Genomic DNA, 24,045 nt, shown 5'->3' with positions numbered 1-24,045 from the left:
ATGGTGCTTTAGACTTGGAGTATAAAACCAATAACTGCATAAAAAGCCGAAAACTTCTGCGGAATAGTCAAAATGACTACAAAGGTTAAAGTTCGCGAGAGATAGTATCAAATTGACGACCTAAACAACACAACTATACACAAACATTGAAGGTCACATAAGAGATCTCTGTCAATTCGCACCTTGACTTAGCTCGAGACGACCGACATACAAATTAGGTCCATGCGAAACTCAATCGCCCACTCTTCATTACCCAAGGAAGTAACTTCGATGATCACCAAAGTTAGAATAAAACGATCACGACTTTCTTTTTCTGCGATATTTCTCCTTGCGGGACTCCTGCTGAGCGTAGCCGCATTAGTAAATGCAAGTGCAATCTTTGCCGCCGTCTCAAACGAAGCAAATGTCGCCAACTCATCGCTGAAGTTTTTCCATCCAGCTGAAAACGCCGAGGCTCAGCTTCTAATCGGATACTTAAACCAAGAGACTGGTTTGCGTGGCTATGTGCTTACTGGGGATACTTCATTTTTAGCCCCTTTTGTCTCGGGAACAAAACAGGTGACTGCAGCTTATAAGATCCTTGACTCGGCGCTTGGCCCCTATGGTCTTTTGGACAAACAATTGCATGCGGTTCAACTCGCTGGAACATCATGGGAAATCTCCGCTACGCTCCATGAAATTGTACCTTCTCTCGAAGAATCGGGATTAAAGTCAGCGATACAGGCCAGCCTTCAATCCGATCAAGCAACTTTTGATGCCCTAAGAAACAGAATTGCCACACTAAATTCATCGACTATCACAACAGAAGATACTCTGCGGAATGCTGCAACTGTTGCATTAGACGACCTCCGCACCACAGTTGCGGTAGCGGCAATCGTTTCACTGGTAATTATTCTTACCCTGGGAACGATGTTCTGGCTGATGATCATCACACCCATGCGAAAACTCCAGAGCGAAGCCGACACAGTGGCCAACGGTAACCTCTCAACCCCTGTATCACTTCATGGAGTACGAGAGATCGAGTCACTATCTAACTCAATCGAATCAATGCGCCAAGGGATTCTCAAGGAGCTCGACATTCAACGAAAAACAGCACTTCTCGACGCTCAATTTAGAGAGCGTCGCGAGGTAGCCGAAGCAATCCATGACAATCCACTTCAGCTCTTAGCTGCGGCGAAGCTACGTCTTCAAATGGGAGGATACGGCGTCGAACAATTATCTAGCGATCCCGTAGTCTCCTTGATTGATCGAGCGACAGAGTGGATGCGAAATATGATCGCCACTCTCTATCCCCTGGGCTTGCTCGATCCGACTTTGAGCAAGCAGTTAAAGAGCATATTTCGTCTCTAGAGCTTGGGACCGAATCGAGAATCAACGCCGTCGTCGAACTCTCCGAACTAAAAAATCGCGACTCTCACTCTGAGCCCACCTTGCTTTTGGGATTTAGGTGCGTCCAAGAGTTTGCATCCAACGCCCTAAAAGGATCGCGTGGAGGTCCAATTGACCTTTCAGTAGTTGCCTCTAAATCAGAAATGACTATTCATTCGGTAAATCAAGTTAGCGAACCTGATATAGCTAACTTGAAGAGTATGGCTCAACATCTAATTGGAAATGGACCGCGGCGCCATAGTCAAGCCGGCCACCTCGGCATACCGCTTTTGGTAGATTCGATCGAATCGATAGGAGGCCAGCTGTCGATGCAACTGATCTTCAAAACCGAAAAAGATCTCAGAAAGGAGACGCTCTTCGAAAGGCAGATACAGTGGAATATCGCCACGAAACATCCGATCGAAGAAGACAGAGATAACGCGCCAGAGATGACTCTCGTCGAAATAATAGAGTCAATGGGTGATCTAAAGGGAACGTTCATCTCCTTTAGGGCTACCATTCCACTGCTAGGCGATGGAACTCTCACAAATGTCGCTCCTGTACTTTCAAACTAGCTTCCATAAGTGTCCAAAATCAGCTCATGAGACTCTCTAAGATCCCATTTATCCACATTAGGAGAGACTCTAAATCGCTCATATGCCGCATCCGCGAGCGTCTTAGGGAGCGACCGCCTACAAATCTCGACGATCAGACTGTGGTGAAAGACAGGGTCACCGATAAGTTCTGCAAGCTTTTCTAGGTTAGAATCCGCAACAGAGTCAGGGACCGGACCAATTACAGCTTCATTCTCTCCGTTACTAATTATCTCCCATAAAGTATCTGGAACTTCATTTTTAGAATAACCGCTAAGCCATGAAACCTTGGGAGATACTTCCAGCAAAGAGAGCATCTCGTGTACCATCAACTCCAACGAGCGGCGCGGAATTTGACGAAAGTTCAAACAATCCAAGAAGCGCTCAAAGGGTAGGTTTGGAGCTTGTGCTATATCCCGAGCCAATATCGCATCAATCTCCAAGTTTTCAAGAAGCTTTGCGATTAATTTTTCACCTATAAAAGGGCTTAGAACCGTCCGAATCAGATTGGCTACGTCCACCGTAGCAGTTTCCCCATCCCAATCAACAACCACAGTATGGCTTGCCGTGGGAAGATCCGATTTACTTGGAGAGTGTCCATATACACATCGAAATAGTGGATACAGTACGACCTCTCGACAGTTGCCTCCCCAGATCTCCTTACAAAGCGCTCTTTCTACCATCGCTAAATCCATCTACGTCAAAACACCACGCAACTACTATGGCATCTAAAAAAATTATCTGTATGCTCTACCTGTTAATCGGTTTCTAAATGCAACTCCTTTAACCTTGATGGCCCACTAATCGTTTAGGACAATTTTTGCACTTGAATAATTTACGCTTTTGGTTCTCAAGAATTACATGCCTCCAGAAATTCACAAACAATCAGTCGCTCATTTGATTATCTAACACATATTGCATAGAAAGATTTAAATGAGATAGTAATATTTGACTACCATGCCGATAGCAGTAACGTCAGGCAGTTATGCCAATCGTCGACAATACTTGAATAGTCCAAATAGAGTTTTATCGTGAAGGCACTCCAACAAATGCGCATAGTAATTGCTGACGATTCCGACGAATATCGAGAGGCCCTCATCCATGCCATTTCGAACTATCCTCAATTGATTGTCGTTGGCGCCGCAAAGAATGGTGCTGAACTAATCGAGATGTGCGATAGCACCGCCCCTGACATTGCCATGACGGACATCCGCATGCCTATCATCGACGGTTTGAGTGCAATAAAAAAGATATCAAAAAACCACCCAAAGACCCTTTTAGTGGCATTTTCGACCGCGAATACTGCTCCGATCAAGCAGGAGGCGATAATGGCTGGCGCGCATATTTTCTTCTCAAAAGATCAAACCATGGTGGCACTCCAAGGAATCTATGAGAACTACAAAATCGAGATGAGCCAAAGACCAGAAGAAAAACAACCTGAATAAGTTCTTATGACGTTGGCAACACCGCTGAAGCATGTAATGCTAGCGATGAAGGCCCTCGGGAGTAGTCACCGTCCTTTCTTGCAGCCATGAGCGCGTTATAAGTTTGGTGGTGGACCGTTGAGAACCAAAGAATGTCGCTACGAGCACGTACTCCAGATTCCGCTTTACCTTGGCCTGATCCCTACAACCTCCACTAATAAACAATTAGTGCGGTTAGCACAATGGAACAGATTAGAGACAGAGTCGCTGGTCTTGATATCCACCGCGATACGGTGGTGACATACACTCGGATAGGTGATTCCACCGATATTGAGCTAACCAAGGTAACCACTCCAACGACACTCCGCAGGTCTGGTCCAATTGGCATCGTTCTTATCCGAGGCAGAACTAACAACGATAGCGATGGAGGCAACCGACATCTTCCCCAAGCCGGTGTACTACGCCTTGGAGGGATTGACTTGTGGCTCTGTAACGCCCAACGCACCAAGAACGTACCAGAACGAAAGACCGATCTCTCCGATGCTGAGTGGCTAGGCGATGTTGCAAGGCATGGGATGGTGAGACCTTCAATGGTGCCTCCATCTGAGATTCGTGCATTACGTGACTTGACCCGCTATCGCAAGAGCCAAGTCGACACACCTACCAAGGAGATTCAACGCCTAGGCAAGGTGTTCCAAGATGCTCAACATCAAGATCACCTCGGTAGCTTCAGCTATATGGAGCGCATCGTCGAGGGAGATCATCGAGGCACTTATCTCAGGAACACGTGACCCTGTGGTCCTAGCCCAGATGGCCAAGTCCGAGATGCGAAGTAAGATCTCACAGCTAGAAGAGGCACTAGCTGGAACCTTTGATGATCATCACGCTCTTTTGTGTCGGTAAGATCATCGCCCACATTGACTTCTGTGATAAGACCATCACAGAGCTAACCCAGGAGATCTGTGATGGTCTAGAGGATTTTAATCCAGCGGTGGCCATCTTGTGTTCTATACCCGGTACATCACAGACCACGGCCCAGGTGATCATCGCTGAAACAGGGGGTGACATGTCGAGGTTTCCAACTTCTTAGTCACCTGTGTGCATGGGCTGGGGTCGCACCGGCGAGTTATGAGTCAGCTGGTAAAGAAAAGGCCAGCTGGTACACGTCATGGTGTCCCATGGCTGAGACGAATCTTGATTGAGGCGGCTAGAGCAGCCGCACGTACGAAGGGCACATACTACTCAACCCAGCTATTTAACCCAGTATCTTCGTATCGCTAAACGCAGAGGAGCTAATAAAGCGCCAGTCGCTGTTGCCCACTCCATATTAGATACTTTTATGGCATCTACTCACCAATGGCACCTTGTATGTAGACCCAGGAGCCGACTACTTTGATCGTCGTTGTGACCCAGCTATCCAAGCTCAGAAACTAGCTAGCCGAATAGAAGCTCTAGGTTTTGAAGTTACCATGACCCAGGCAGTCGCCTGGAGCCAACACCGACACTAGCCGCCTTTAGAGCCTCATGGTTTCTCGTGGTATTTAGCGTCGAAGTGGCGAAGTAAAGAGGTTCGACCACCAAGACCTAAAACATCACACCCATGACCAATCTGGAAGCGGCATCTCTAGCTATAAGATGACTCACAACCACAGTACTCTAGTTTTGCGCGCTCTAAATTCGGGAATACAGTAAGCATTACACACCAGGAAGTATCCAAAAACTCCTCATAGCAAAGATCTATCCATGACCGCCAATACCTAATACAGATAGATCAAAATACCTCCGATCACTCTGTATCAGGTGCCAGCGCCTCTTTCCATGGTGACGAATTGACTGGGTTACCTAAAATGCCTTGGCTACCAAAGTACTCAATTCCACGAGCGGACGAGCGCCAAAGTGTGAGATTACCTCAGAAGCACAGATATTACCCATCCTTGCTCGTTCGTAAGAAGGGTACCCCTTTTCACGAGCAAACAAGTAGCCTGCAGCAAATAGATCGCCGGCTCCGGTGGTGTCCACTACTTCTATTTGGGCCGCTGGTACTACTATAGGTTCTTGATCGCGAGAGAATACAAAAGAACCTTTAGCACCAAGGGTGATCGCTCCTTCGCCAACATAAGCACCGACTTTCTCTACGGCACCTAATAGATCGTTCGAATCGCACAATTCAAGAAATTCATCTTCATTGCCAAATAAAATCGAGATTCCACCGCCTTTAATCAGCTCCCAGATCTGGGGCTTGCGTCTTTGGACTAAGGTTCGATCTGAAAGTGAAAATGCGTACTCTACCCCTGCTATTTCTTTCGAAAACATGGCCTCGATATTCTGGCCACCAGATGGTGAATCCAGAAGATAGCCCTCCACATAGCAGACAATTGCATCGTGGCCAAGGTCAATGTTGGGCACTGAATCCAAAACATGAATCGAGGCACCAAGGTGGGTTAGCATCGTCCTTTGCCCATCGGGAGTTACAATTACAATGCAATGGCCGGTATTGGAGGCGCCCAAGTCCAAGGAATTGTCGATAAATACAATCCCTACATCCTCTAGATCATCACGATAGTTATTAGCGAACTGATCATTTCCAAGGGCACCGACAAAATACGTTGCACCACCAAGACTCGAAACCCCAGCCAGGGTATTTGCCGCCGAGCCTCCAGAGGAAGCCTTCAGAACAGAAAGATGTGCCAAAACTTCCCTAGAAGTTGAATCATCGATCAAGGTCATCGAACCAGGATCTAACCCTAATTCCGAGATTAGTTCGACCTCTGCTTGAACGAAAAGATCAATAATCGCATGTCCTATGCCTACCACTGCCATTTTTTGAGCCTATGCCGTTTCTGAATCATATCCGAACCATTATTTCGGTCCCATAGATCTGCGTTTTGTAAGATTCCACCTTAGATGTCTCGGCAGCCAGATAGGACTAGAGCCAACAAATGAACGCAAGACCAAAGGAGACATCGTCGGAATGGAAAGCAACATTAAGAGATCGAACGACCTAGGCAACAACGCTAACGTCGTCGTTAGGGAGCCTCGTTCCCCATGATCACTGAAATCTCATCAATATCAAAAAAGAGAACGGCATCCGATCGACCGATAAAAGAGGTTCCACGAAAGAACAACTCTGCGCCTTCCATTTGGCGAACACCGATTCAATCGTTCGAGACTATTAAAAAGAGAAAAAGGGCTAACTTGCCCTCGAGAGACTAATAGTTTGACGACTACGGCCAAGCCCATTGCGAATACTGTTGACAAATCTAAAATGCGACCATCACACAAAGAAAGACCCAATCAAATCCCCTAAATCTCGTCGTTGGCGACAGCAATGTGCATATCAACCGTCTCTCAGATCAACCGTCTCTCAGATCAACCAAACTTAGAGGCCTCTGCTATTTTTCAAAAAAAATACAAAGACGCCATTCCCACAATCCCTTTAGCTAAATTCGCACCCCAAAGAGAACCGGAAATCAGATTGTAATCTATGTCACAGCCCACACCCCGTCTTCCAAAGGTTCCTGCATTTAAGGCAGATCCAGCTGAGGGGTAGACACTTTTAGAGGCGTTTGTGATGGTTCATGGCTGAAAAAGTTTTGTCCAGAGTGGGGCCAAAGTGAAAAAAATCTACTACGTTAGGGCAAGTGACAACCGAGAACTATCGCCTTTCAAAAACAATTCATCCGCTTCATTACAAACTCCATATCGCACCAAATCTCAAAGATGCAACTTTCAGAGGAAGCCTAGAGATAAAATGTGAAGCCGCTGAAGCATTTTCGTCAATTCGAATCAACGCTATCGAACTGGTAATAGAAACCGCCACTATTACAGATCCATCTGGCACGTACAACGCAAATATCACTTACGATACCGAAAACGAGATGGCCAATCTTGATTTGGAACAGGAATTACCCAGTGGTGCCTTCGCCATAGCAATGAACTTTACTGGCATCCTTAACGATCGCCTCGCTGGCTTTTATAAGAGTACCTATCGTAACGATGAAGACCAAATCGTTGAAATCGCCACGACTCAATTTGAAGCAACTGACGCACGTCGCGCATTCCCATGCTTTGACGAGCCTGAGATGAAAGCGATCTTTGAGATCTCCCTCGAAGTCGAGCCAGAACACATAGCGATTTCCAACGGTGCGGAGGTCTCTAGTGTTATGCTCGCTTCGGGGAAGAAGCTGGTAAATTTCGAGCCAACAATACCAATATCGAGCTATCTAGTAGCGTTTGTAGTTGGACCTCTAGAGGCGACCACGCCACGAGAGGTTCGTGGCATACCAATTCGAATCATTCACCGTCCAGGATGGTCTCATCTCACCACATTTGCAGTTGAAGCCGCCGCCCACGCCGTTGAATTCTTTTCGGACTTCTTCGGAATCGCCTATCCAGCATCAAAATTGGACCTCATAGCCATACCAGACTTTGCCTTCGGCGCTATGGAAAATATTGGAGCAGTCACCTTTCGAGAGTCGTTGCTAATAGTCGATAGTGCAAACGCTTCACAACCAGAAAAAGAGCGTATCGTAGATGTGATCTCACACGAGATAGCTCATATGTGGTTCGGGGATCTCGTTACGATGAAGTGGTGGAATGGCATCTGGCTGAACGAAGCCTTTGCGACCTATATGGAAACTCTCTGTACTGATCACTTTGATCCAGCTTGGAAAAAATGGAACACCTTCGGCATATACCGTTCGACGGCCCAGACTACTGATTCGTTACATGCAACACGACCGATAGAGTACCCAGTTGCGCATCCATCGGATTGTCAAGGTATGTTCGACATCTTAACCTATGAAAAAGGCGGAAGCGTCCTAAGAATGCTTGAACGCTATCTCGGAACCGAGCCAACCCGAGCCGGAGTTTCAAGCTATCTTCGCAAATATAGTTATGCCAATGCGGAAACCACCGATCTTTGGGATGCTCTCGAGGAGTCAACGCACGCGCCAGTAAGGTCTTTGATGGACTCATGGGTATTTCAGGGCGGATTTCCTCTCGTGACTCTCAAAAAGGAAGGAACCGACCTCATTGTCGAGCAGGAGCCGTTTTCCTTTATTCCCGGCAAGCCAGAAGGTTCAGCAATTGGAGAGATCTGGTCGGTACCGCTCACGTTCCGCAACCTAGATGATTCCGACGAACTAAACACATATCTACTCGATACTACAAGAGCTAAGATCGCCGACTCTTCAAGCGTGCCGACCATCATAAACGCTAAGGGCGACGGGTATTATCGTGTTGCTTATTCTCAAGAGTTGATCCAAGAAATCATTCCACAGATTCATAAACTGGAGGAGCTCGAGAGGTTTAATTTGATCTCGGACTCTTGGGCTCAAGTCGTCGCAGCCAAGATCGACTATCTTGGGTTCTTGGATGTGGCCAATGCTCTCGGCGGGCAGGGGCCCTTCCTCGAATCTCCCGTTTGGGCAGTCGTGGCACAAGGTCTCGAAGTCGCGTCAAAGGCACTTGGAAGTGAAAAAAGCGAATGGATAGGAGATATCGCAGGAGCATTATTTAGGCCTCTATTGCAGGTTTTGGGCTTCAACCCAGCCGACGACGAACCTGAAACAACTGGAGTCCTACGCTCTCAAATCATTTCGGTCCTAGGAACACTTGTCAAAGATCCAGAAGTTATTGAATTTGCCCAAAGCACCTTCAGGTCAGAGATGTCAGGCGAAGCCACAATGGAACCCTCGTTGGCCCAAAGCATCCTTCGAATCATTGCGGCCAATGGAGACGAAGCCGATTACGCCTTCGTCTTAGACAAATATCGACACCCAAGTGACCCAATCGAAGAACAGCGCTATCTTTCAGCTCTTTCAGAGTTCACCGAACTTCCCTTGATAGAGAGGACTTTGGGAATGTCTCTAAGCGAAATTAGAAGTCAGGACGCTCCCTTTACAATCTCTAAAATGCTCGCCGGCGCCACATCTGGGCCAATTGCATTCGACTTCGTGGCGAATAACTATGAAGCCCTTGCAAGCCGCTTTCCTGAAAGCACAATCTCAAGGATGATAGAAGGAATGGCCGTTCTCTATAGTCCAGAGATCTCAAATCGAGCAAATGAAGTCCGTAACTTTCTAGCTAACGTCCGGATCCCTGAGACTGGGAAAAAGCTACTTCAGATACGGGAGCGCTTCGAGGCCAACCTTGCTCTCTCGAATCGCCTTCGATCGCAACTATAGCGAAACCAACATGGCGGACCATAGTAACAGATCATCCAAAACAGCTCTTTTGAGGATTTGACCTGAAACCAAAGCCCTAATTTTACAGATAATCAATATGGGGTCTTGGGCTACAAAAATCAAGGTCATGATGTGTAAGGCAAACTCCCCAATGAAGCAATAAAACTCATTGGGGAGAAGCAGAGAATCGATACTTCCTGATCTGATATCTTTCGCTCTGGTGGTTTTTGGAAAACTCTCTATGAAGATCTAGATCCAAACAAGAGACTACTGTCTCTTGTTTGGATCTAAAAATCTCAAATAACTCAAATAGGAATCAAAATAGGTCGGGCTAAAAGAGCACTCTCTATTCAAAAGTTCATACGTTCCAACACGATTGACGCGCTCTCCTCTTAGGAATCAACTCATGGAAGAAACTACTACAATTTTGATCGTCGACGACGAATATCCACTTCGTCGACTTTTGAGGAGCTACTTCACCAAAGAAGGTTTCAATGTCGTCGAGGCCGGAGATTCCACAAGCGCTAGAGCGCTCTTTGATCAATACCAAATCAACATAGCTCTTATCGACGTTATGATGCCTGGCGCAGATGGATTTGCCCTAGTTAGAGAACTTAGAACAATAACAGATATACCGCTTATCTTAGTTACAGCAAAAGGAGAGGAATCTTCAAAGATCACTGGCCTTGAAATTGGAGCGGATGACTATGTCACCAAACCTTTTTCGGCGCCTGAAGTCGTAGCAAGAGTGCGAGCCCATCTTCGGCGCTTCAATGGAACATTTCACGATTTCGAAGTTGGCGCACCAACCATAACAATGGCAAAATTGTCGATTAACCCCAATTCCCGGCGAACCACAGTTGACGATTCTGAGATCGACCTCTCAAAGCGCGAATTCGACCTACTCTACAAACTCGCCTCCTCGCCAGGAAAGGTCTTCACCAGAGAAGCGCTACTTTTGGCAGCATGGGGCTCGCTACTGCTACTCTCCAGCTGAGCACTCTTGAACGAAGTTTACTATAATGCCTATATGACGAGGTTAGTGCCTATTGGGGTGCCAGCACAGGAGCTTGGGGTACACCCCGTGACGCTACGGTGATGACAAGCAGAAGGACGTATCGATCCTCCTATACGCACACAAGGAGGCAGAAGGCGTTATGACCTATCTAAGCTTCGTGCTATTACTCTCATAAAGCTCCATCCACCAGAGCTACCATCGCCTATGCCCGCGTGTCAACCAACGCTCAAAAAGACGACTTGGTTCGCCAGGTGGCTCTCCTAGAGAGCTATTGCGCCGCAAACGGGTGGAGCTATGAGGTCATCTCCGATGTAGGGTCAGGACTCAACTACCATAAGCGTGGACTAAAAGTGCTTATCTCTTGGATTTGCTCCGGCGAGGTAGATCGGCTGGTGCTCAGTCACAAGGACAGACTGCTTCGTTTTGGGTCAGAGCTTGTTTTGTCTCTTTGTGAGCATTTTGGAGTCGAAGTAATCATTATCAACGCTAGCGAGGATTCAACCTTTGAAGAAGATCTGACAAACGATGTCATTGAAATCGTAACCGTCTTCTCGGGCTGGCTATATGGATCGCGTAACCATAAAAACAAAAAGGTTATGGAACGGCTTCAAGAGGTGGCCAAAGAGGTAACTCCATGATCCGATGTCCGAGCCTCACTCTATGGTTAGCATTATGAAGCGCACGGTACGTCTAGCCACGTTGCCACTGAACAAGAACAAGTATGACGAGACGCGCTCTGTGATTGGGCACTATAGCGACGCAAAGCGCGTCTTCGTAGCTCATCTGCGCCAGACTAGCCTATGGAGGCTGCTTGATAGAAGCAAAAGCTTTCGTGACTATGCAAAGGCACAGGGCTTATACCCAGAGGGCATCAACGTCCATTTGGTAGACCAAGCTGCCTTTGACGCCGTGGATACCTGTATTCGCCACATCGAGTCCTGCTTTGTAAGAGCTAACGTCAAGGCAAGGGTGTGGAGACGCTTCACAGACGAAGATGAGAGGCATTATGCCTATGCTTGTCTAACGAGATACTCGGCTATTGGCCAAATCATGGGTGGCGGCGTGCCAGAGATCTCCACTGTGACTACCTCCCCCGAAACGGGTGCAAAGATAGCCTCGTACTTACATCGCGTCATTCGAGATGCACTCGATGGTAGCTGGCCAACCGTTATCAAGTCTCACTCGATGTCTTTGGACTCTACCTTGTATTCAGTGGTCGACAACGACACAGCTAAAGGCAAGACCAGACGCTATGTCAAAGTTGTCAGCTCAACTCGCAACAAACGCATCTCGCTACCCCTGTCTGGCATTTCTCGTGTGTCGGGGAATGTCAGGGTCGTACTTGATGAAGAGAACAAGCGGGCCTTCATTCACGTTAGCTACGACGTTGCAGCTCTAGCCAAGGCCACCGGCCCCGCTGTATCGCTCGACTGGGGAATCACCGAGGTCTGCACTGATGACTCGGGAGTTCATCATGGCGACGAGTATGGCCGAGCTCTATAGTTCCATGACTAAGCGCAGGCATAAGACCGCCAAGGCAAGGAACAAACTTCACGCTCTATCAAAGAGAGGTGCTGGCTCCAGAAGAACCAAGCACATCTCACGAAATAACCTAGGGACCAAGAAACAAAAAGCTCGACTCAGGCGTGCAAAGGCACAACTACAGACAATTTCGGGCGCTGCAATCAAAGAAGTGGTCTACGGAGAGGGCAATCGCACCAGAGCTAATGGACGAGCTCCCCAACATCCATCACAACGGCCAAAAGAAATCATCACCGAAGATCTGTCTCACCTAGGGGGTAAGGCTAAGTCTAAGAAGATATCTCGACTCTGCTCATCGTGGGCAAGGGACGAGAACCAAGAACGCATTATGGTACATGCGCATGTCGGAGGTTCCGGCATTAAAACGGTCAACGCGGCCTACACCAGCCAAACATCTCCTAATCCAACGTGTGGGTATGTCTCTTTCGACAACCGAAGCGGGGATGTGTTTCACTGTCGTAACCCTTATTGGGATTGCAATTGGCAGGGCGATGCAGATCACGTAGCCTCCATGAACATCAAATCAAGGATCCAAGATCACCAGATCGACCGGTTCACTCCCTACACGGAAGTGAGAAAGATTCTTGACGCGAGGTTCCTACGCTAAATGGAAAGCCGGAACATCCTCGAAGATGCCAAGGATAGCGCTCACGGCAGGACTCCAACGATACCACGACAACGCGAGTTGGACGTGGGAGGTGTGCAACCACCGACTCGCCCTAGTTCTGCCCCCGTGGATGGGGCAGAACACGCAAAGGCGTCTGGAGAGCGAAAACAAAAGAGGTGCATATGAATGTATATGTATTTCGGAGCGGAACTACCTTCATCACGGAAAAAACCATCGATGTGTATGTCGCCTCTCTCAGGAAGAAACTAAATGGAGCCGCGAACATCACATCACTGCGAGGCGTTGGTTACCGACTTGATGAGAGATGAACCCAAGATACTGAGATTCGATTCGATAAAGTAATCCAAAGGAGCAGCTTTGCCCAAATATAAAGTAAAGTCAATTAGGTCCAGAGTGTTGGCAGTACTCTTTTTAACTGGCGCAATTGGCATCATTGGAAGCTTCATCTTGGCAATGCAACTCGAACGAAGCGACCAACGCCTCTACCTAAAGAACGCGGCTCGCTCAATCTCACGATCGGTATATGAACTTGCCACTAACGGCTTGAACTCTCACGCATTCAATGAAATTTATCGGGCCTCACCCGGATTTGATTTCTCAATCTACCGAGATGGAGTTCGATTATTTGCAACCCCTGGATCAATGAATTATGGTTCAAGGGTCTCTTTCGCCAGAATAGGACCCTCTTTAGACGTCACAGTCATCGCGCCAAAGTCAAACCCTACACCCCTATCGGTTGAAATAACCACAGTGTCAGCGATAGTAATCGTTGGAGTACTCATTGGCGCATTCTGGGTCACCTCTATTATCGAAAGAGCGATAGGTGGATCAGTCAAAGAGACATCAAGAGTTGCCCAAAGAATTGAATCTGGGGACCTGTCCGCGCGCCTTCAAAACACCCTGCCGTCTGAGTTCGACGCCTTAGTAAGTGCCTTCGATCAAATGGCAAAATCACTAGAGCGCTCCGACCAAGAACAGCGTCGATTTCTTTCGGACCTAGCCCACGAAATTGCGACTCCTATCAATGCTGCTACAGGTTTGGCCATAGCAATTGCCGATAAAACCATATCAGAACCAAAAGAACAGACTGAAGCCATCGAGCTAATTACCGACGAGGTAAAGAGGATACATTTTTTACTAGAAGACCTACGCTCCTTAGATCATTTGGAGGTGACGAAAGCGGCAACCCAGACGCACTTCAATTCGATTGAACTCTCGCATAATCTAAAAGGGCGGTTCCAAAATCGCGCTAAAGAAAAAGAAATTTCGCTTGAGATATCCTATCAACCGCGTGAGATTGCCCAGGACAAACGATTAATCGAGATGATAATCGACAACTTCACCAGCAATGCAATCAGATATTCAACCACTAAAAAAGCTGTAGTAATCGAGGGGAAGCGCGCCTCGCAAAACGAATACTCGATCTCGGTAACAGATAATGGAATCGGAATCAAGAAAGAGAATATCCATAAAATATTTGATCGTCTCTACCGAATAGACAACGCAAGAGATCGCGCCAGTGGTGGTTCCGGACTTGGCCTCTCTATAGCCAGGCAAGCTGCCCTCAACATAGGTGGGCGTATCGATGTTGAATCAAGATATCAAGTTGGCTCCAAGTTCACCTTGACTTTTCCAATCACAATCAACGAGCCAGAGCTAGATCACCAGAGTAAACCAGAAAAACTCTCCGCCAATCAAAAGAGATAGTCGTTCGACCAGTTGCGAACCCATATTGAATCACCTCAAAGGTGACCCTAAACTTGACATACAAAAGCGAAAAACAGATTCCTAAAAGGGATGTACCGGAGAGACCCTTTTAGGAATCTATTTAGGAATCTGCCGTTCAAATAGCCCATAAAACCAAAATCGCGCGCACGACTTGACGCTAAAAAAGATCGGAAGGAGGTGGTCTTTAAAGGCTTGGCCATCCCCCATCTGAGGGTACAATTGCACCATTTACATTCGTAGCATCATCGCTCAGCAAAAAGGTAATCAAGGCAGCAAACTGCGTCGCTTGCGCAATCGGAGGCATCGCAGCCATTGCATTAGCGATGCGGGATTGACCAAGCTCAGATGCGAACGAAGCCTCTATGTTCGTCGCAACCGGCCCAGGTGCGACCGCGTTGAAACGAAGACCCGATGGCCAATACATAAAAGCGCAACTACGGGTCAGGCCAACTACAGCGTGTTTTGAGGCGGTATAGGCAAGGCCAGCGGCAAACCCTCGCAGACCAGCCTCTGATGGGATATTAACTATCGATCCGGCGCCGGCGCCGAGCATGTGAGCGCAATCACGGCGCGGGTCAGGCGGAACATGCCATCAACATTGACAGCAAACACCCGCTCCCACACTTCATCAGTGACCTCATGCAAAGGGTTGCAACCCTAGAAGGTTGTCTAATTTGAACCATCAGATAGTCAGTGATGACTCCAATTTGATGGACATGGATCCCTAGAGTCGCACTGGCGGCCAAAGACGCCAAGAAGGTCAAACCAATTTCGATTCCAAGAATAAGCAACAAGGCAATTATTCATTCTCAAAACACCGAAGCACAGCGGTCCTTATATATTTACATACAGCATAAAAACTTACTCCGCACTAAAAGGAGCCAAATGAAGTATCGATTGAGCCTTCCCGCCGAACTTTTAGATCTTGCTCTATGGGTAAAAGGCTTTATGCCAACTTCAGAGGGTGAGGCACTGTGCTACTGGGCTAGCAAGGCGTTAGCATCGCCAAACAGCCTAGGAATCGAGATTGGGACCTATTGTGGCCTATCGACCATCTATCTTGGGTACGCGGCTTCACTATCTAAGTCCTTAGTGGTTACAATCGATCACCATAAAGGGTCCATTGAAAATGGCCCGGATTGGGAGAGCCACGACTGGACTTTAGTGGATCCAGTCTCGAACGATCTAGACACCCTTGGAAGATTTCGGGCCGCGATGCGAGTAACTAACCTAAATAAATATGTAATGGCAGTTTTGGGGGATTCGCGCAACGCCGCCAAATTTATAAAGCACCCTGTGGACTTTATCTTTCTAGACGGAGGGCACGACGAAAAAACCCAATGGAGTGACTTTCAAAGTTATTCACCTCTGTTGGGACTAGGTGGCACGTTGGCAATCCATGATGTATTCCCTGACCCAAAGGATGGGGGAAGACCACCATTTGAGATCTTTCAACATGCCTTAGAGAGCGCTACCTACCAAGAGATCTCGTCCGAGGGATCGCTTAGAATCCTGAAAAAGATCATCGATGATGGCGCCTGAGCCAACGCTCTATAAAGAATTCTCCTAGGCTTCCAAAGATACCGCTAGATATGACATCGTTTGCGATTATCACCGCTGCCGCGGTATATGTGGACCTCTCTTCATGAGGATAACTAGCTTGACTAGGATACACCAGTCCGGTTAAGTAGGAGCCATCCTCGCCTCTGAAACGATTTGTTGTCCAGAAAATCTCCGTTGCCGCCTCATTCATTCCGCTGAGTGAAAATGCGATCGAGGCCTCGGCGGTCTCGGCAGCCGTAAACCAATCTCGCCCAGAGATGCATCTAACTCCTGAGCCAGACACGAAAAATCGACCGATTTCACGATGAGGGCCGAGCCCTAAGCCTTGGCCTCCAAATCGCGGAATATTTGCCAAGTAGGGATAGTACCAATCCATCGCCCAGGATGATTTGTCTGCCACGACACGTGAGTCGCTCGAATATATAAAATCACCAAGACTCTCGTGAGCACGTTTCCACTCAGGCTTTTCGATATCGACTATTCCTGCCAAAAAACTTCCTGCCTCGAGAGAGTTGAGAATCGAACAACTGCCAGCCAAAAGCGACTTGGGATGACATAGCCCCTCAGGAGTAATCATCATCGGGAAACTTCCATCATCACGTTGGTACATGACGACATAGTCAAGTGCACGCTCAACGAATGGAAAGTACCGCTCTACATCGAGGTTTTCAATGCACGAATGTAGCGCAAGTAACCCCAGGGCACAGTAGCTGATCACATTTGGATCGCGATTTGGCTCCTTTACGCCATTGGTTAGGTAATAGTGGCAAAAGGAGCCATCACGATTTTGGAGTGAAAAAAGTGAGTCAACACCCTTTATTGCACTTTCATCAAAACCCGCCATGCCTAGGGCGATCACAGCTTCAATATGATTCCACGGATCGATATGACCCCCGGAATACCAAGGGATTAAACCGTTACGAAGTTGAACTTCACTTATCCATTTCGCAGTAGTTTTGATTTCTAGATCTGTAAGCATTATTAAATAAAATAGTCTAGTAGAAATACGAAAAACCTACCAGATGCCTTCGGAACGACTCTATACACCAGTCAATAGATACAAGGTTTTAGAGACGATTTCTAAACAAAGAGCGAAAGACACCAAAGGTGGAAGGGGAAGGGAGCGACCTAAAAGCCCTAGATTGGGAGAGATTTGCTACCAAACCCTGAGAATACAGCCATGAATCGCTGAACATAAAGCAGCAACTTCTTTGAACTTTCGGCACCTGCCCGCTCTAGAGGTTCTCGCATCTATATTCACCTAAATCTTTGCCTGGCATCTTTGAAAATTTATTGCACAGCTCCAGCGAACCTCAACCCAAATAGAGTTGACGCAAAACCAGACGCTGCTAATAGTAAAGCGTCGACGTCCATGCAATCTTATGGACAAAGAATCCTAGCAAAGCTATGGGCATTCATCGAAATCGAAGTTTTTGATGAGGCGATACTAAACCCGGAATAGCTAATGCCCGAAGTAGAGTTGATAGTTGTGTGTTGCATGCAACTATCAAGTTCTGCAGAGAAGTTGACCGCTGAATTTCCCGAAGGAGACAAAAAAAGCGATGGACAAAGAGTCGAAAGCCGAGCCTTTAGATCAAACCCATGGCTCGACCCCTCTGACTCATCGCCAAATACTTTTGGCACTGAGCGGTCTTTTGTTAGGAATGCTTCTTGCGGCACTAGATCAGACAATAGTATCAACGGCATTACCCACAATCGTAGGAGATCTAGGTGGACTTCAACACCTATCCTGGGTAGTCACCGCCTATCTGCTCTCTTCGACTGCGGTCACTCCGCTTTATGGCAAGATCTCTGACTTATATGGGAGAAAAGCACTCTTTCAATTTGCAATCGTCATCTTTCTAGTGGGCTCAGTCTTGTCTGGACTTAGTCAAAATATGGGAGAGCTAATAGCTTTTCGGGCAATTCAAGGAGTCGGTGGTGGTGGGCTATTCGCCATGGTTCTATCCATCATTGGCGATATCGTGCCTCCTCGCGAGAGGGGAAAATACCAAGGCTACACCGGAGCAGTATTTGCAAGCGCGAGCGTCTTTGGACCCTTGGTCGGAGGATTTTTGACCGACCAGATCTCATGGCGATGGATATTTTACGTAAATGTCCCCATCGGGATCTTCGCCCTTGTGGTTACTTCATATGTCCTGAAATTGCCAGTTCGCAGAATGCCTCACAAAATCGATTTCTTAGGATCTGGCCTCATCACCGCCGCGGTAACTACCGCATTACTTTTGACCGTTTGGGGCGGAGTCACCTACTCTTGGACCTCGCCCATGATTATTTCATTAGCCGCAGCTACCATAGCTCTGACTTTGGCCTTTATCTTCCAAGAAAATAGAGCCCCGGAGCCGATTCTTCCACTTCGACTATTCAAAGACAAAGTCTTTTCAGTCTCGTCATCCATAGGATTCCTATCCGGTTTTGCGCTGTTTGGCGCTGTGATATTTCTTCCTGAATATATGCAGATCGTCAGAGGGGTATCAGCGACGCGATCTGGCCTAATGCTTATTCCGTTAACTCTTGGAATAGTACTTGGTTCAGTCGGATCTGGCCAAATAATCACACGAGTTGGAAAATACAAGATCTTCCCCATCATTGGCTCGATCCTACTTGCTAGCGGATTCTATCTTCTTTCACTCTTTGAGGCCAATACTCAGTATTGGATTGAGAGTATTTACATGACCATAACGGGATTAGGACTTGGCCTTTCGGTTCAAGTCATCATCCTTGCAACTCAAAATTCGGTCGACATCAAAGATCTAGGAACAGCCACTTCCGCCGTCACCTTCTTTAGAACGATGGGCGGTGCAATTGGGACCTCATTCTTTGGGAATATCCTCATCAATCGGCTCTCGTTCAATCTCGCTCGTACCATGGGTTCTGCTGCGGGTACATCTAGCGCAACTGCAGCAGTGATGGGAGGCTCACCAGCACAACTCGCAAAACTTCCGACTCGGATACATATCGGGGTAATTGACGCATTTGTCAAAAGCCTTCACGTGGTCTTTCTGTGGGCTATTCCATTTAGCGCTATAGCAATCGCCTTAGCTCTAATGCTTCCGGAAAAGCCACTGAGGTCGATAGCTGGCATAGCCGGAGCAAAGTCCAACGAAAATTCCAAAGAACATATACCCTTCCTAATTAGCGAATAGTGATATCAAACAAAAGTTCAAATCGACTAGTCACCAACAAGATATCGTGGTCGGAACTCACGTAGGAGAAAGAGACACCAGGGACTCTCAATCTTGGAATGAGTTTCACCAAAGAATCATCCACCCCGCCCCTAAGAGATAAATTAATATTACGAAAAGATTTTATAATGAGCCAGATATCTAAAAAATATTCCAAGGCGTCAGATAACTCTGACCCAGAAGACCATAAAACCCATACAGAAGACGATGCTATAAAACAAAAACCTCCTCGAGCCAAACTCGCTACTTTCTCTGCACTCTCAAACCGCAACTATCGCCTCTATTTCATAGGTCAAGTAGTCTCAAACTCCGGCACGTGGATGCAGATGATCGCGCAATCGTGGTTGGTTCTTCAACTGTCAAAGTCAGGGGTGGTTCTTGGCCTAGTTTCAGCGGCCAACTTCCTTCCAACGCTACTGCTAGGTCCCCTTGCTGGAGTATACGTTGACCGTGCCAACAAGCGCAAACTCCTAATTGGAACCCAGAGCGCTTTTGCGCTCCTCGCGCTTGCTCTTGGCCTATTGGTAGAGTTTCGCCTGGTGCAACTCTGGATGATCTTTGTAGCAGCAGCCCTTGTTGGACTGGTAAATACACTCGATATGCCCGCTCGACAGACTTTCGTCATCGAAATGGTAGGACCCAAAGATCTTCCAAATGCGGTAAGCCTCAACTCAGTGGTCATGAACTCCGCCCGCGTAATCGGACCATCGATTGCTGGGGCTGTCATCTACAGCTTAGGAGTCGGACCAAACTTCATCCTAAACGCCATTAGCTTTCTCGCGGTAATTGCAATGTTGATCATGTTGCGCACATCAGAACTTATGCCAGCCACACGAGCCACCTCAAAATCCGGCCAGCTGCGAGAAGGATTTTCCTACGTCGCCAAAACACCCTCACTTGCGATCCCCCTTTTGATGATGGTGATCGTCGGAACTCTCGCGTATGAATTTCAAGTGTCCCTGCCGCTTTTCACCACGGATACCTTTCACCTCGGAGCAGGCTCATATGCACTTATCACGGCGAGTCTTGGTCTAGGCGCAGTGGTAGGAGGATTAGGAGCGGCAACTTATGCCAAGGTCTCACAAAAGCTCCTAGTGGCTGCAACGTTGGCTTTCGGAGTGCTAATGATATTGATGTCCGAAATGCCATCATTCCCATTGGCACTGATTGCAACAGCTCTTACTGGTGCCGCGTCGATCGTCTTTCTCTCAACCGCAAATTCGCTCTTGCAGATGACATCACTTCCTGAGATGAGAGGTAGGGTCATGTCACTTTATGGCGTCGCATTCCTTGGATCAACACCAATCGGAGCTCCATTGATCGGCTATATCTCTGGTCATTTTGGAGGGCGCTCGGGGATCTTAGTTGGAGGGGTAGCAACCCTAACGGCGGGACTCTTGGCTGTTATATATCATCGCCACAAAGCAAACGCCACCCGCATCTAAAAGCGAGTTCACTAATAAATGACGGGTATTACATTTTTAAAAATTTATATGAGCAAGCTAATTTTTATTTAGCAAAATATTATAGCCCATCTGCAGGTGATTAGATAATAAAGCCCAACTATAAAATCATCCTTCGACAAGTAGCCACGAGCAAAATTATAAGGTACATGCCCCGCTCTTTAGCGCTCTAAACTACTCGCTACACCAGGTTATTTGTGGCCAAAATACCATCTATATTCGTAACCAGCACCGCCAAGGCGAGTTGCTTACCTAGATCAGAAGGTGAAAGCAAAAAGTAGACATAAAAATTCGTCAGGAACAATCAGCGGTCCATATAAAAAATTAAGGCAATATATCAATTATTCTCATCAATTACCGGATCAAATATAAGAATATAGCACTAAATAATATCTATATAAAAACTTTCTACGTGCTACGCCAACCATAAATTGGCGTAAATAGGTCATGAATTATCGTTCAAAAGTCGCCACTACCGTAAAACTATAACCAAATTCATCCTTTCTGAAATTTTATTTCCGAAATTTTCATACAATATCTCATTGTCGCTACCGATAATCGATATTCGACTTCAAACTGTCCCACCTACTTCGTAATCAAAATAAGCCAGGGCGATAAACCTCCACCTCGATGGGGCAAAACTGTAATAATTTGACCTTAGGGTTTGACTAGAATCTATTTCTCACTTCGTTTTCACTCCCTCCAACTAATATGTCATAAGCCGTTAATGCTGTTGGCGCTAAAGAGACTTCCACTTGAGCCCAACAAAGATACGTTTTACGGCGATTGTCTTATGTTCGTGCCAAGTTTGAAAGAGTAAAAATTGTCTTCAATTATGCAAAAGGCAGGTCTCTATCTTCAGCGGGTCGTCTGGTCACGACGCGCCACCAGCTGGGACGAAATGCAAAATCCTGGACTACAACGGGTAGTTGACGAGATGATTGAACTCATTGGAGATCGACCTTTAGAGTTTGCGATCGATCTTGGATGCGGTTCGGGTCAGCTTTCCATACCCCTAGCAACAAAGACAAAATCAGTTCTTGCACTCGATATCGCACCGAAGATGATCGACCTCTTGAATGAAAAACTCGAAAGTCAAAAGATCAAAAACGTACAAGCAGTGGTTGGCTCTGTTCAGCAATATGGAGTTACTAACGGTACCGTTGGTCTAGTCTGTTCAAATTACGTGCTGCACCACTTAAGTGACAAAGAGAAACAGAGTTTTGTCCACGATGCATTCCGATGGCTCCACTCTGGCGGAGAGCTTATCTTCGGCGACATGATGTTCGGACGTGGTGCTACCGCAGAAGACCGCGCGGTAATAATGGACAAAGTCAAAACAATGATGTCCAAAGGCCCCGGCGGATACTGGAGAATTGCAAAGAACGGATTCAGGTACCTCTTTCGTTTTCAAGAAAAACCTATAAGCCAAGCTTCTTGGGTAACCCTCCTTTCAAACGCTGGATTCGTTGAGATCGAGGCGATCAGGATTGTTTCCGAAGCTGGAATAATTCGCGCTAAAAAACCATAGTGGTAAAGATAATATTGCGTAAATTAAGAGTAAATTGTTGAGACAATTCGCTTTTTCAACACCAAGAGCTGCGATTATACAGCTACGCTTTAAGGAGTAGTAATTTACGCCCTATCGTTTAGTTTGGCATAACGTCACAAGGTTTTCTTTGGCATAGAAGTTAACGGTGGGTAAGCACGGGCCTCCACCGAGGTCTGACTCTGCGTAGTTGATCTGTTTGAAATATGGAGGTGATGTCATGAATTCTAGTGAACCCCCGAGTACCGGAGAAAAATTCGTCTTTATGACGTCACTGTCGGTCTGGTAGCGCTAGTTGCAACCCACTAAGGTTACGAGCCACATCGGAGCGGTGATGACGTCCCTATCTATTAGATATTTCTAGTATAAGGGGTTAAATCATGGCCTACAAGGTACAGATTCCTTCGCCGGTTCGGATTTCAAGAATCAGAGTTTCAAGAGCTCGAAGAATCCTTGCCATTTCGGAAATACGCGCAGCAATAATGCCGCTATCTGGGTTGCTTGGAATTACCGTTCGCAATCAAAGTGGTGGTGATATTGGCGTTTTGGTCGACATCGTCGCTCGATGGTCTCCAGAAATTGACTATCCACCAATTACGGGTCTAATCGTTAGGGTGGGACGTCAACGTACCTTCGTTGATATTGACAAAGTGGAGATCTTTGAAACCAAATCCATAGCGCTTCGAAGCTCTAAAGTAGATCTGCGGGATTTTTCAAAGCGCAACAACGAAGTACTTCTGATGGAGGAGATCCTAGACCACCAGCTGGTCGACGTAGAAGGAATCCAAGTTATTCGTGCAAGCGAACTCTATCTAGCAAACGCACTGGGGAAACTTAGGCTGGTTGGTGTCGAAGTTGGAGTGAATGCTCTCTTTCGACGTATGGCGCCTCAGAGAATTCGAGCAAGGGCCAACCCAATACGAGTAATCGATTGGTCCGATGTCGCAGCTTTCGATGAAACTAGTGGCGAGATGAAGTTACGTGCAGCCCGAGCCAACGGAGGAATAAAGCGGCTGCGCCCGGCCGAACTAGCAGACCTGCTAGAAGATTTAGGACGAAGAGAGCGCAGTGGGTTAATCGAGGCACTTGGTGTTGAAGCGATCGCAGATGCCCTTGAGGAGATGGATGCTGAACAGATCGAATCCTTCATTCGAAATACCGAACCAGATATAGCCGCCGACCTCGTGGCAAATATGGAGCCAGACGAAGCGGTTGATGTTCTTCGAGATCTTGACGAAGATGAACGAGATGAACTGCTCGACCTCCTCGAACCTGACGTAGCCGCGGATTTGAAAGAGCTTATTTCCTACGACGAAAAGACCGCTGGCGGAATCATGACCAGTCTGGTTCTTGAGGTCCACGAAGCGGCCACCATAAGCGAGGTAATCGACCAATTGCGCGACCTTTCAGACCACGGTGGCGACCTAGATGGCGTTGTAGTATTTGACGAAGATGGAAACTTCTGCGCCGACGTATCGATCTTCGAGCTGCTTATGGTCTCAAATAGAAACGACCAGATTGCTACGCTAGTTCGCGAATCAAAATGCGTGACTGTCGACCCTAACGACGACCTTGATGCGATTGCTGAAGCACTAATTGAGACTAGGCGCTCCTCTGTGGTCGTAGTCGAGGAGGGGAAGACTTTGGGTCGAATCCTAGCGGATGATCTGGTTGATGCGATTTTGCCAGATCGATCCAAAGGACGCTTCCCTCGGTTACTCTCTTAATTGCTTGCACCCATAAAACCATTCCGAAGCTCTAAATTACCCCTTAAA

20 protein-coding genes and 2 pseudogenes are annotated in these 24,045 nt (G+C 47.2%); 18 read left to right on the top strand and 4 right to left on the bottom strand.

The features are described 5' to 3' along the window. The first annotated feature begins 270 nt into the window (after nt 1-270). Together ACIDITHRIX25_RS000000100395 and ACIDITHRIX25_RS000000100390 are read left to right on the top strand one after the other, a co-directional pair. Complete coding sequence (locus ACIDITHRIX25_RS000000100395; protein ID WP_201731926.1) at nt 271-1,350, top strand: CHASE3 domain-containing protein; 1,080 nt, start codon at nt 271-273, stop codon at nt 1,348-1,350. Then, entirely contained in the window at nt 1,260-1,943 is a 684-nt protein-coding gene (locus ACIDITHRIX25_RS000000100390) for a hypothetical protein (protein WP_201731925.1), read from the top strand. Before ACIDITHRIX25_RS000000100395 ends, ACIDITHRIX25_RS000000100390 begins: the two co-directional genes overlap by 91 nt. Here ACIDITHRIX25_RS000000100390 and ACIDITHRIX25_RS000000100385 read toward each other — a convergent pair. Continuing rightward, a complete protein-coding gene (locus ACIDITHRIX25_RS000000100385; protein ID WP_201731924.1) occupies nt 1,940-2,644 on the bottom strand; it encodes a hypothetical protein in 705 nt (234 codons plus the stop codon). The genes ACIDITHRIX25_RS000000100390 and ACIDITHRIX25_RS000000100385 overlap by 4 nt on opposite strands. A gap of 366 nt (nt 2,645-3,010) precedes the next feature. Between ACIDITHRIX25_RS000000100385 and ACIDITHRIX25_RS000000100380 the strand changes: the two genes are divergently transcribed. The 3 genes from ACIDITHRIX25_RS000000100380 to ACIDITHRIX25_RS000000100370 all read left to right on the top strand — a co-directional run bounded on the left by ACIDITHRIX25_RS000000100380 (nt 3,011) and on the right by ACIDITHRIX25_RS000000100370 (nt 4,475). Then, nucleotides 3,011-3,406: a response regulator gene (locus tag ACIDITHRIX25_RS000000100380; RefSeq protein ID WP_152626115.1), complete on the top strand. Its 396-nt coding sequence runs from the start codon at nt 3,011-3,013 to the stop codon at nt 3,404-3,406. Nucleotides 3,407-3,627: 221 nt separating this feature from the next. After that, nucleotides 3,628-4,176 (top strand): IS110 family transposase, encoded by a 549-nt coding sequence (locus ACIDITHRIX25_RS000000100375; protein ID WP_201731923.1) that lies wholly within the window; start codon nt 3,628-3,630, stop codon nt 4,174-4,176. An 83-nt stretch (nt 4,177-4,259) separates the two neighbouring features. Next, a complete protein-coding gene (locus tag ACIDITHRIX25_RS000000100370) occupies nt 4,260-4,475 on the top strand; it encodes a transposase (RefSeq protein WP_201731922.1) in 216 nt (71 codons plus the stop codon). A gap of 752 nt (nt 4,476-5,227) precedes the next feature. Here the strand turns inward: ACIDITHRIX25_RS000000100370 and ACIDITHRIX25_RS000000100365 are convergent. After that, entirely contained in the window at nt 5,228-6,205 is a 978-nt protein-coding gene (locus ACIDITHRIX25_RS000000100365; RefSeq protein ID WP_201731921.1) for an adenosine kinase, read from the bottom strand. 821 nt (nt 6,206-7,026) lie between these two features. Here ACIDITHRIX25_RS000000100365 and ACIDITHRIX25_RS000000100360 point away from each other — a divergent pair. From ACIDITHRIX25_RS000000100360 to ACIDITHRIX25_RS000000100325, 8 genes and pseudogenes are all read left to right on the top strand, one after another. Continuing rightward, nucleotides 7,027-9,573 (top strand): M1 family metallopeptidase, encoded by a 2,547-nt coding sequence (locus ACIDITHRIX25_RS000000100360; RefSeq protein WP_052606658.1) that lies wholly within the window; start codon nt 7,027-7,029, stop codon nt 9,571-9,573. A 406-nt stretch (nt 9,574-9,979) separates the two neighbouring features. Next, complete coding sequence (locus ACIDITHRIX25_RS000000100355; protein ID WP_052606659.1) at nt 9,980-10,570, top strand: response regulator transcription factor; 591 nt, start codon at nt 9,980-9,982, stop codon at nt 10,568-10,570. A gap of 33 nt (nt 10,571-10,603) precedes the next feature. After that, nucleotides 10,604-11,229, top strand: a pseudogene (locus ACIDITHRIX25_RS000000100350) (IS607 family transposase). Nucleotides 11,230-11,263: 34 nt separating this feature from the next. Continuing rightward, complete coding sequence (locus ACIDITHRIX25_RS000000100345) at nt 11,264-12,094, top strand: hypothetical protein (RefSeq protein WP_201731920.1); 831 nt, start codon at nt 11,264-11,266, stop codon at nt 12,092-12,094. Beyond that, nucleotides 12,078-12,740, top strand: coding sequence for a zinc ribbon domain-containing protein (locus ACIDITHRIX25_RS000000100340; protein WP_201731919.1), 663 nt, complete (start codon nt 12,078-12,080; stop codon nt 12,738-12,740). Before ACIDITHRIX25_RS000000100345 ends, ACIDITHRIX25_RS000000100340 begins: the two co-directional genes overlap by 17 nt. Beyond that, entirely contained in the window at nt 12,741-12,926 is a 186-nt protein-coding gene (locus ACIDITHRIX25_RS000000100335) for a hypothetical protein (protein WP_201731918.1), read from the top strand. Next, nucleotides 12,923-13,069, top strand: coding sequence for a winged helix-turn-helix domain-containing protein (locus ACIDITHRIX25_RS000000100330; RefSeq protein ID WP_082058655.1), 147 nt, complete (start codon nt 12,923-12,925; stop codon nt 13,067-13,069). The genes ACIDITHRIX25_RS000000100335 and ACIDITHRIX25_RS000000100330 overlap by 4 nt, the downstream gene beginning before the upstream one ends. A 49-nt stretch (nt 13,070-13,118) precedes the next feature. After that, nucleotides 13,119-14,468 carry a sensor histidine kinase gene (locus tag ACIDITHRIX25_RS000000100325; RefSeq protein WP_201731917.1) on the top strand — a complete coding sequence of 450 codons (1,350 nt, stop codon included), beginning with the start codon at nt 13,119-13,121 and terminating at the stop codon, nt 14,466-14,468. A 205-nt stretch (nt 14,469-14,673) separates the two neighbouring features. Here the strand turns inward: ACIDITHRIX25_RS000000100325 and ACIDITHRIX25_RS000000100320 are convergent. Further along, a pseudogene (locus ACIDITHRIX25_RS000000100320) lies at nt 14,674-15,140 on the bottom strand (SDR family oxidoreductase); the annotation flags it as partial. Between the two features lie 234 nt (nt 15,141-15,374). Here ACIDITHRIX25_RS000000100320 and ACIDITHRIX25_RS000000100315 point away from each other — a divergent pair. Further along, nucleotides 15,375-16,031 (top strand): class I SAM-dependent methyltransferase, encoded by a 657-nt coding sequence (locus ACIDITHRIX25_RS000000100315; RefSeq protein WP_052605750.1) that lies wholly within the window; start codon nt 15,375-15,377, stop codon nt 16,029-16,031. Here the strand turns inward: ACIDITHRIX25_RS000000100315 and ACIDITHRIX25_RS000000100310 are convergent. After that, nucleotides 16,012-17,031, bottom strand: a complete 1,020-nt coding sequence (locus ACIDITHRIX25_RS000000100310) for a prenyltransferase/squalene oxidase repeat-containing protein (protein ID WP_201731915.1) — start codon at nt 17,029-17,031, stop codon at nt 16,012-16,014. The two genes, ACIDITHRIX25_RS000000100315 and ACIDITHRIX25_RS000000100310, sit on opposite strands and share 20 nt — an antisense overlap. 583 nt (nt 17,032-17,614) lie before the next feature. Here ACIDITHRIX25_RS000000100310 and ACIDITHRIX25_RS000000100305 point away from each other — a divergent pair. From ACIDITHRIX25_RS000000100305 to ACIDITHRIX25_RS000000100290, 4 genes are all read left to right on the top strand, one after another. Then, the gene (locus ACIDITHRIX25_RS000000100305; protein WP_201731914.1) at nt 17,615-19,219 is read left to right on the top strand and encodes an MDR family MFS transporter; all 1,605 of its coding nucleotides are present in this window, start codon (nt 17,615-17,617) and stop codon (nt 19,217-19,219) included. A gap of 167 nt (nt 19,220-19,386) precedes the next feature. Continuing rightward, nucleotides 19,387-20,703 (top strand): MFS transporter, encoded by a 1,317-nt coding sequence (locus ACIDITHRIX25_RS000000100300; protein WP_201731913.1) that lies wholly within the window; start codon nt 19,387-19,389, stop codon nt 20,701-20,703. Nucleotides 20,704-21,544: 841 nt separating this feature from the next. Continuing rightward, entirely contained in the window at nt 21,545-22,252 is a 708-nt protein-coding gene (locus ACIDITHRIX25_RS000000100295) for a class I SAM-dependent methyltransferase (protein ID WP_052605747.1), read from the top strand. A 398-nt stretch (nt 22,253-22,650) separates the two neighbouring features. After that, on the top strand, nt 22,651-23,997 hold the full coding sequence (locus ACIDITHRIX25_RS000000100290; RefSeq protein ID WP_052605746.1) for a magnesium transporter MgtE N-terminal domain-containing protein: 1,347 nt from the start codon (nt 22,651-22,653) through the stop codon (nt 23,995-23,997). The last annotated feature ends 48 nt before the right edge of the window (nt 23,998-24,045 follow it).

It is taken from the genome of Acidithrix sp. C25 (genome assembly GCF_904848545.2).
Note: the sequence above shows the minus strand (reverse complement) of the source record. Positions and strands in the feature narration are given on the sequence as shown.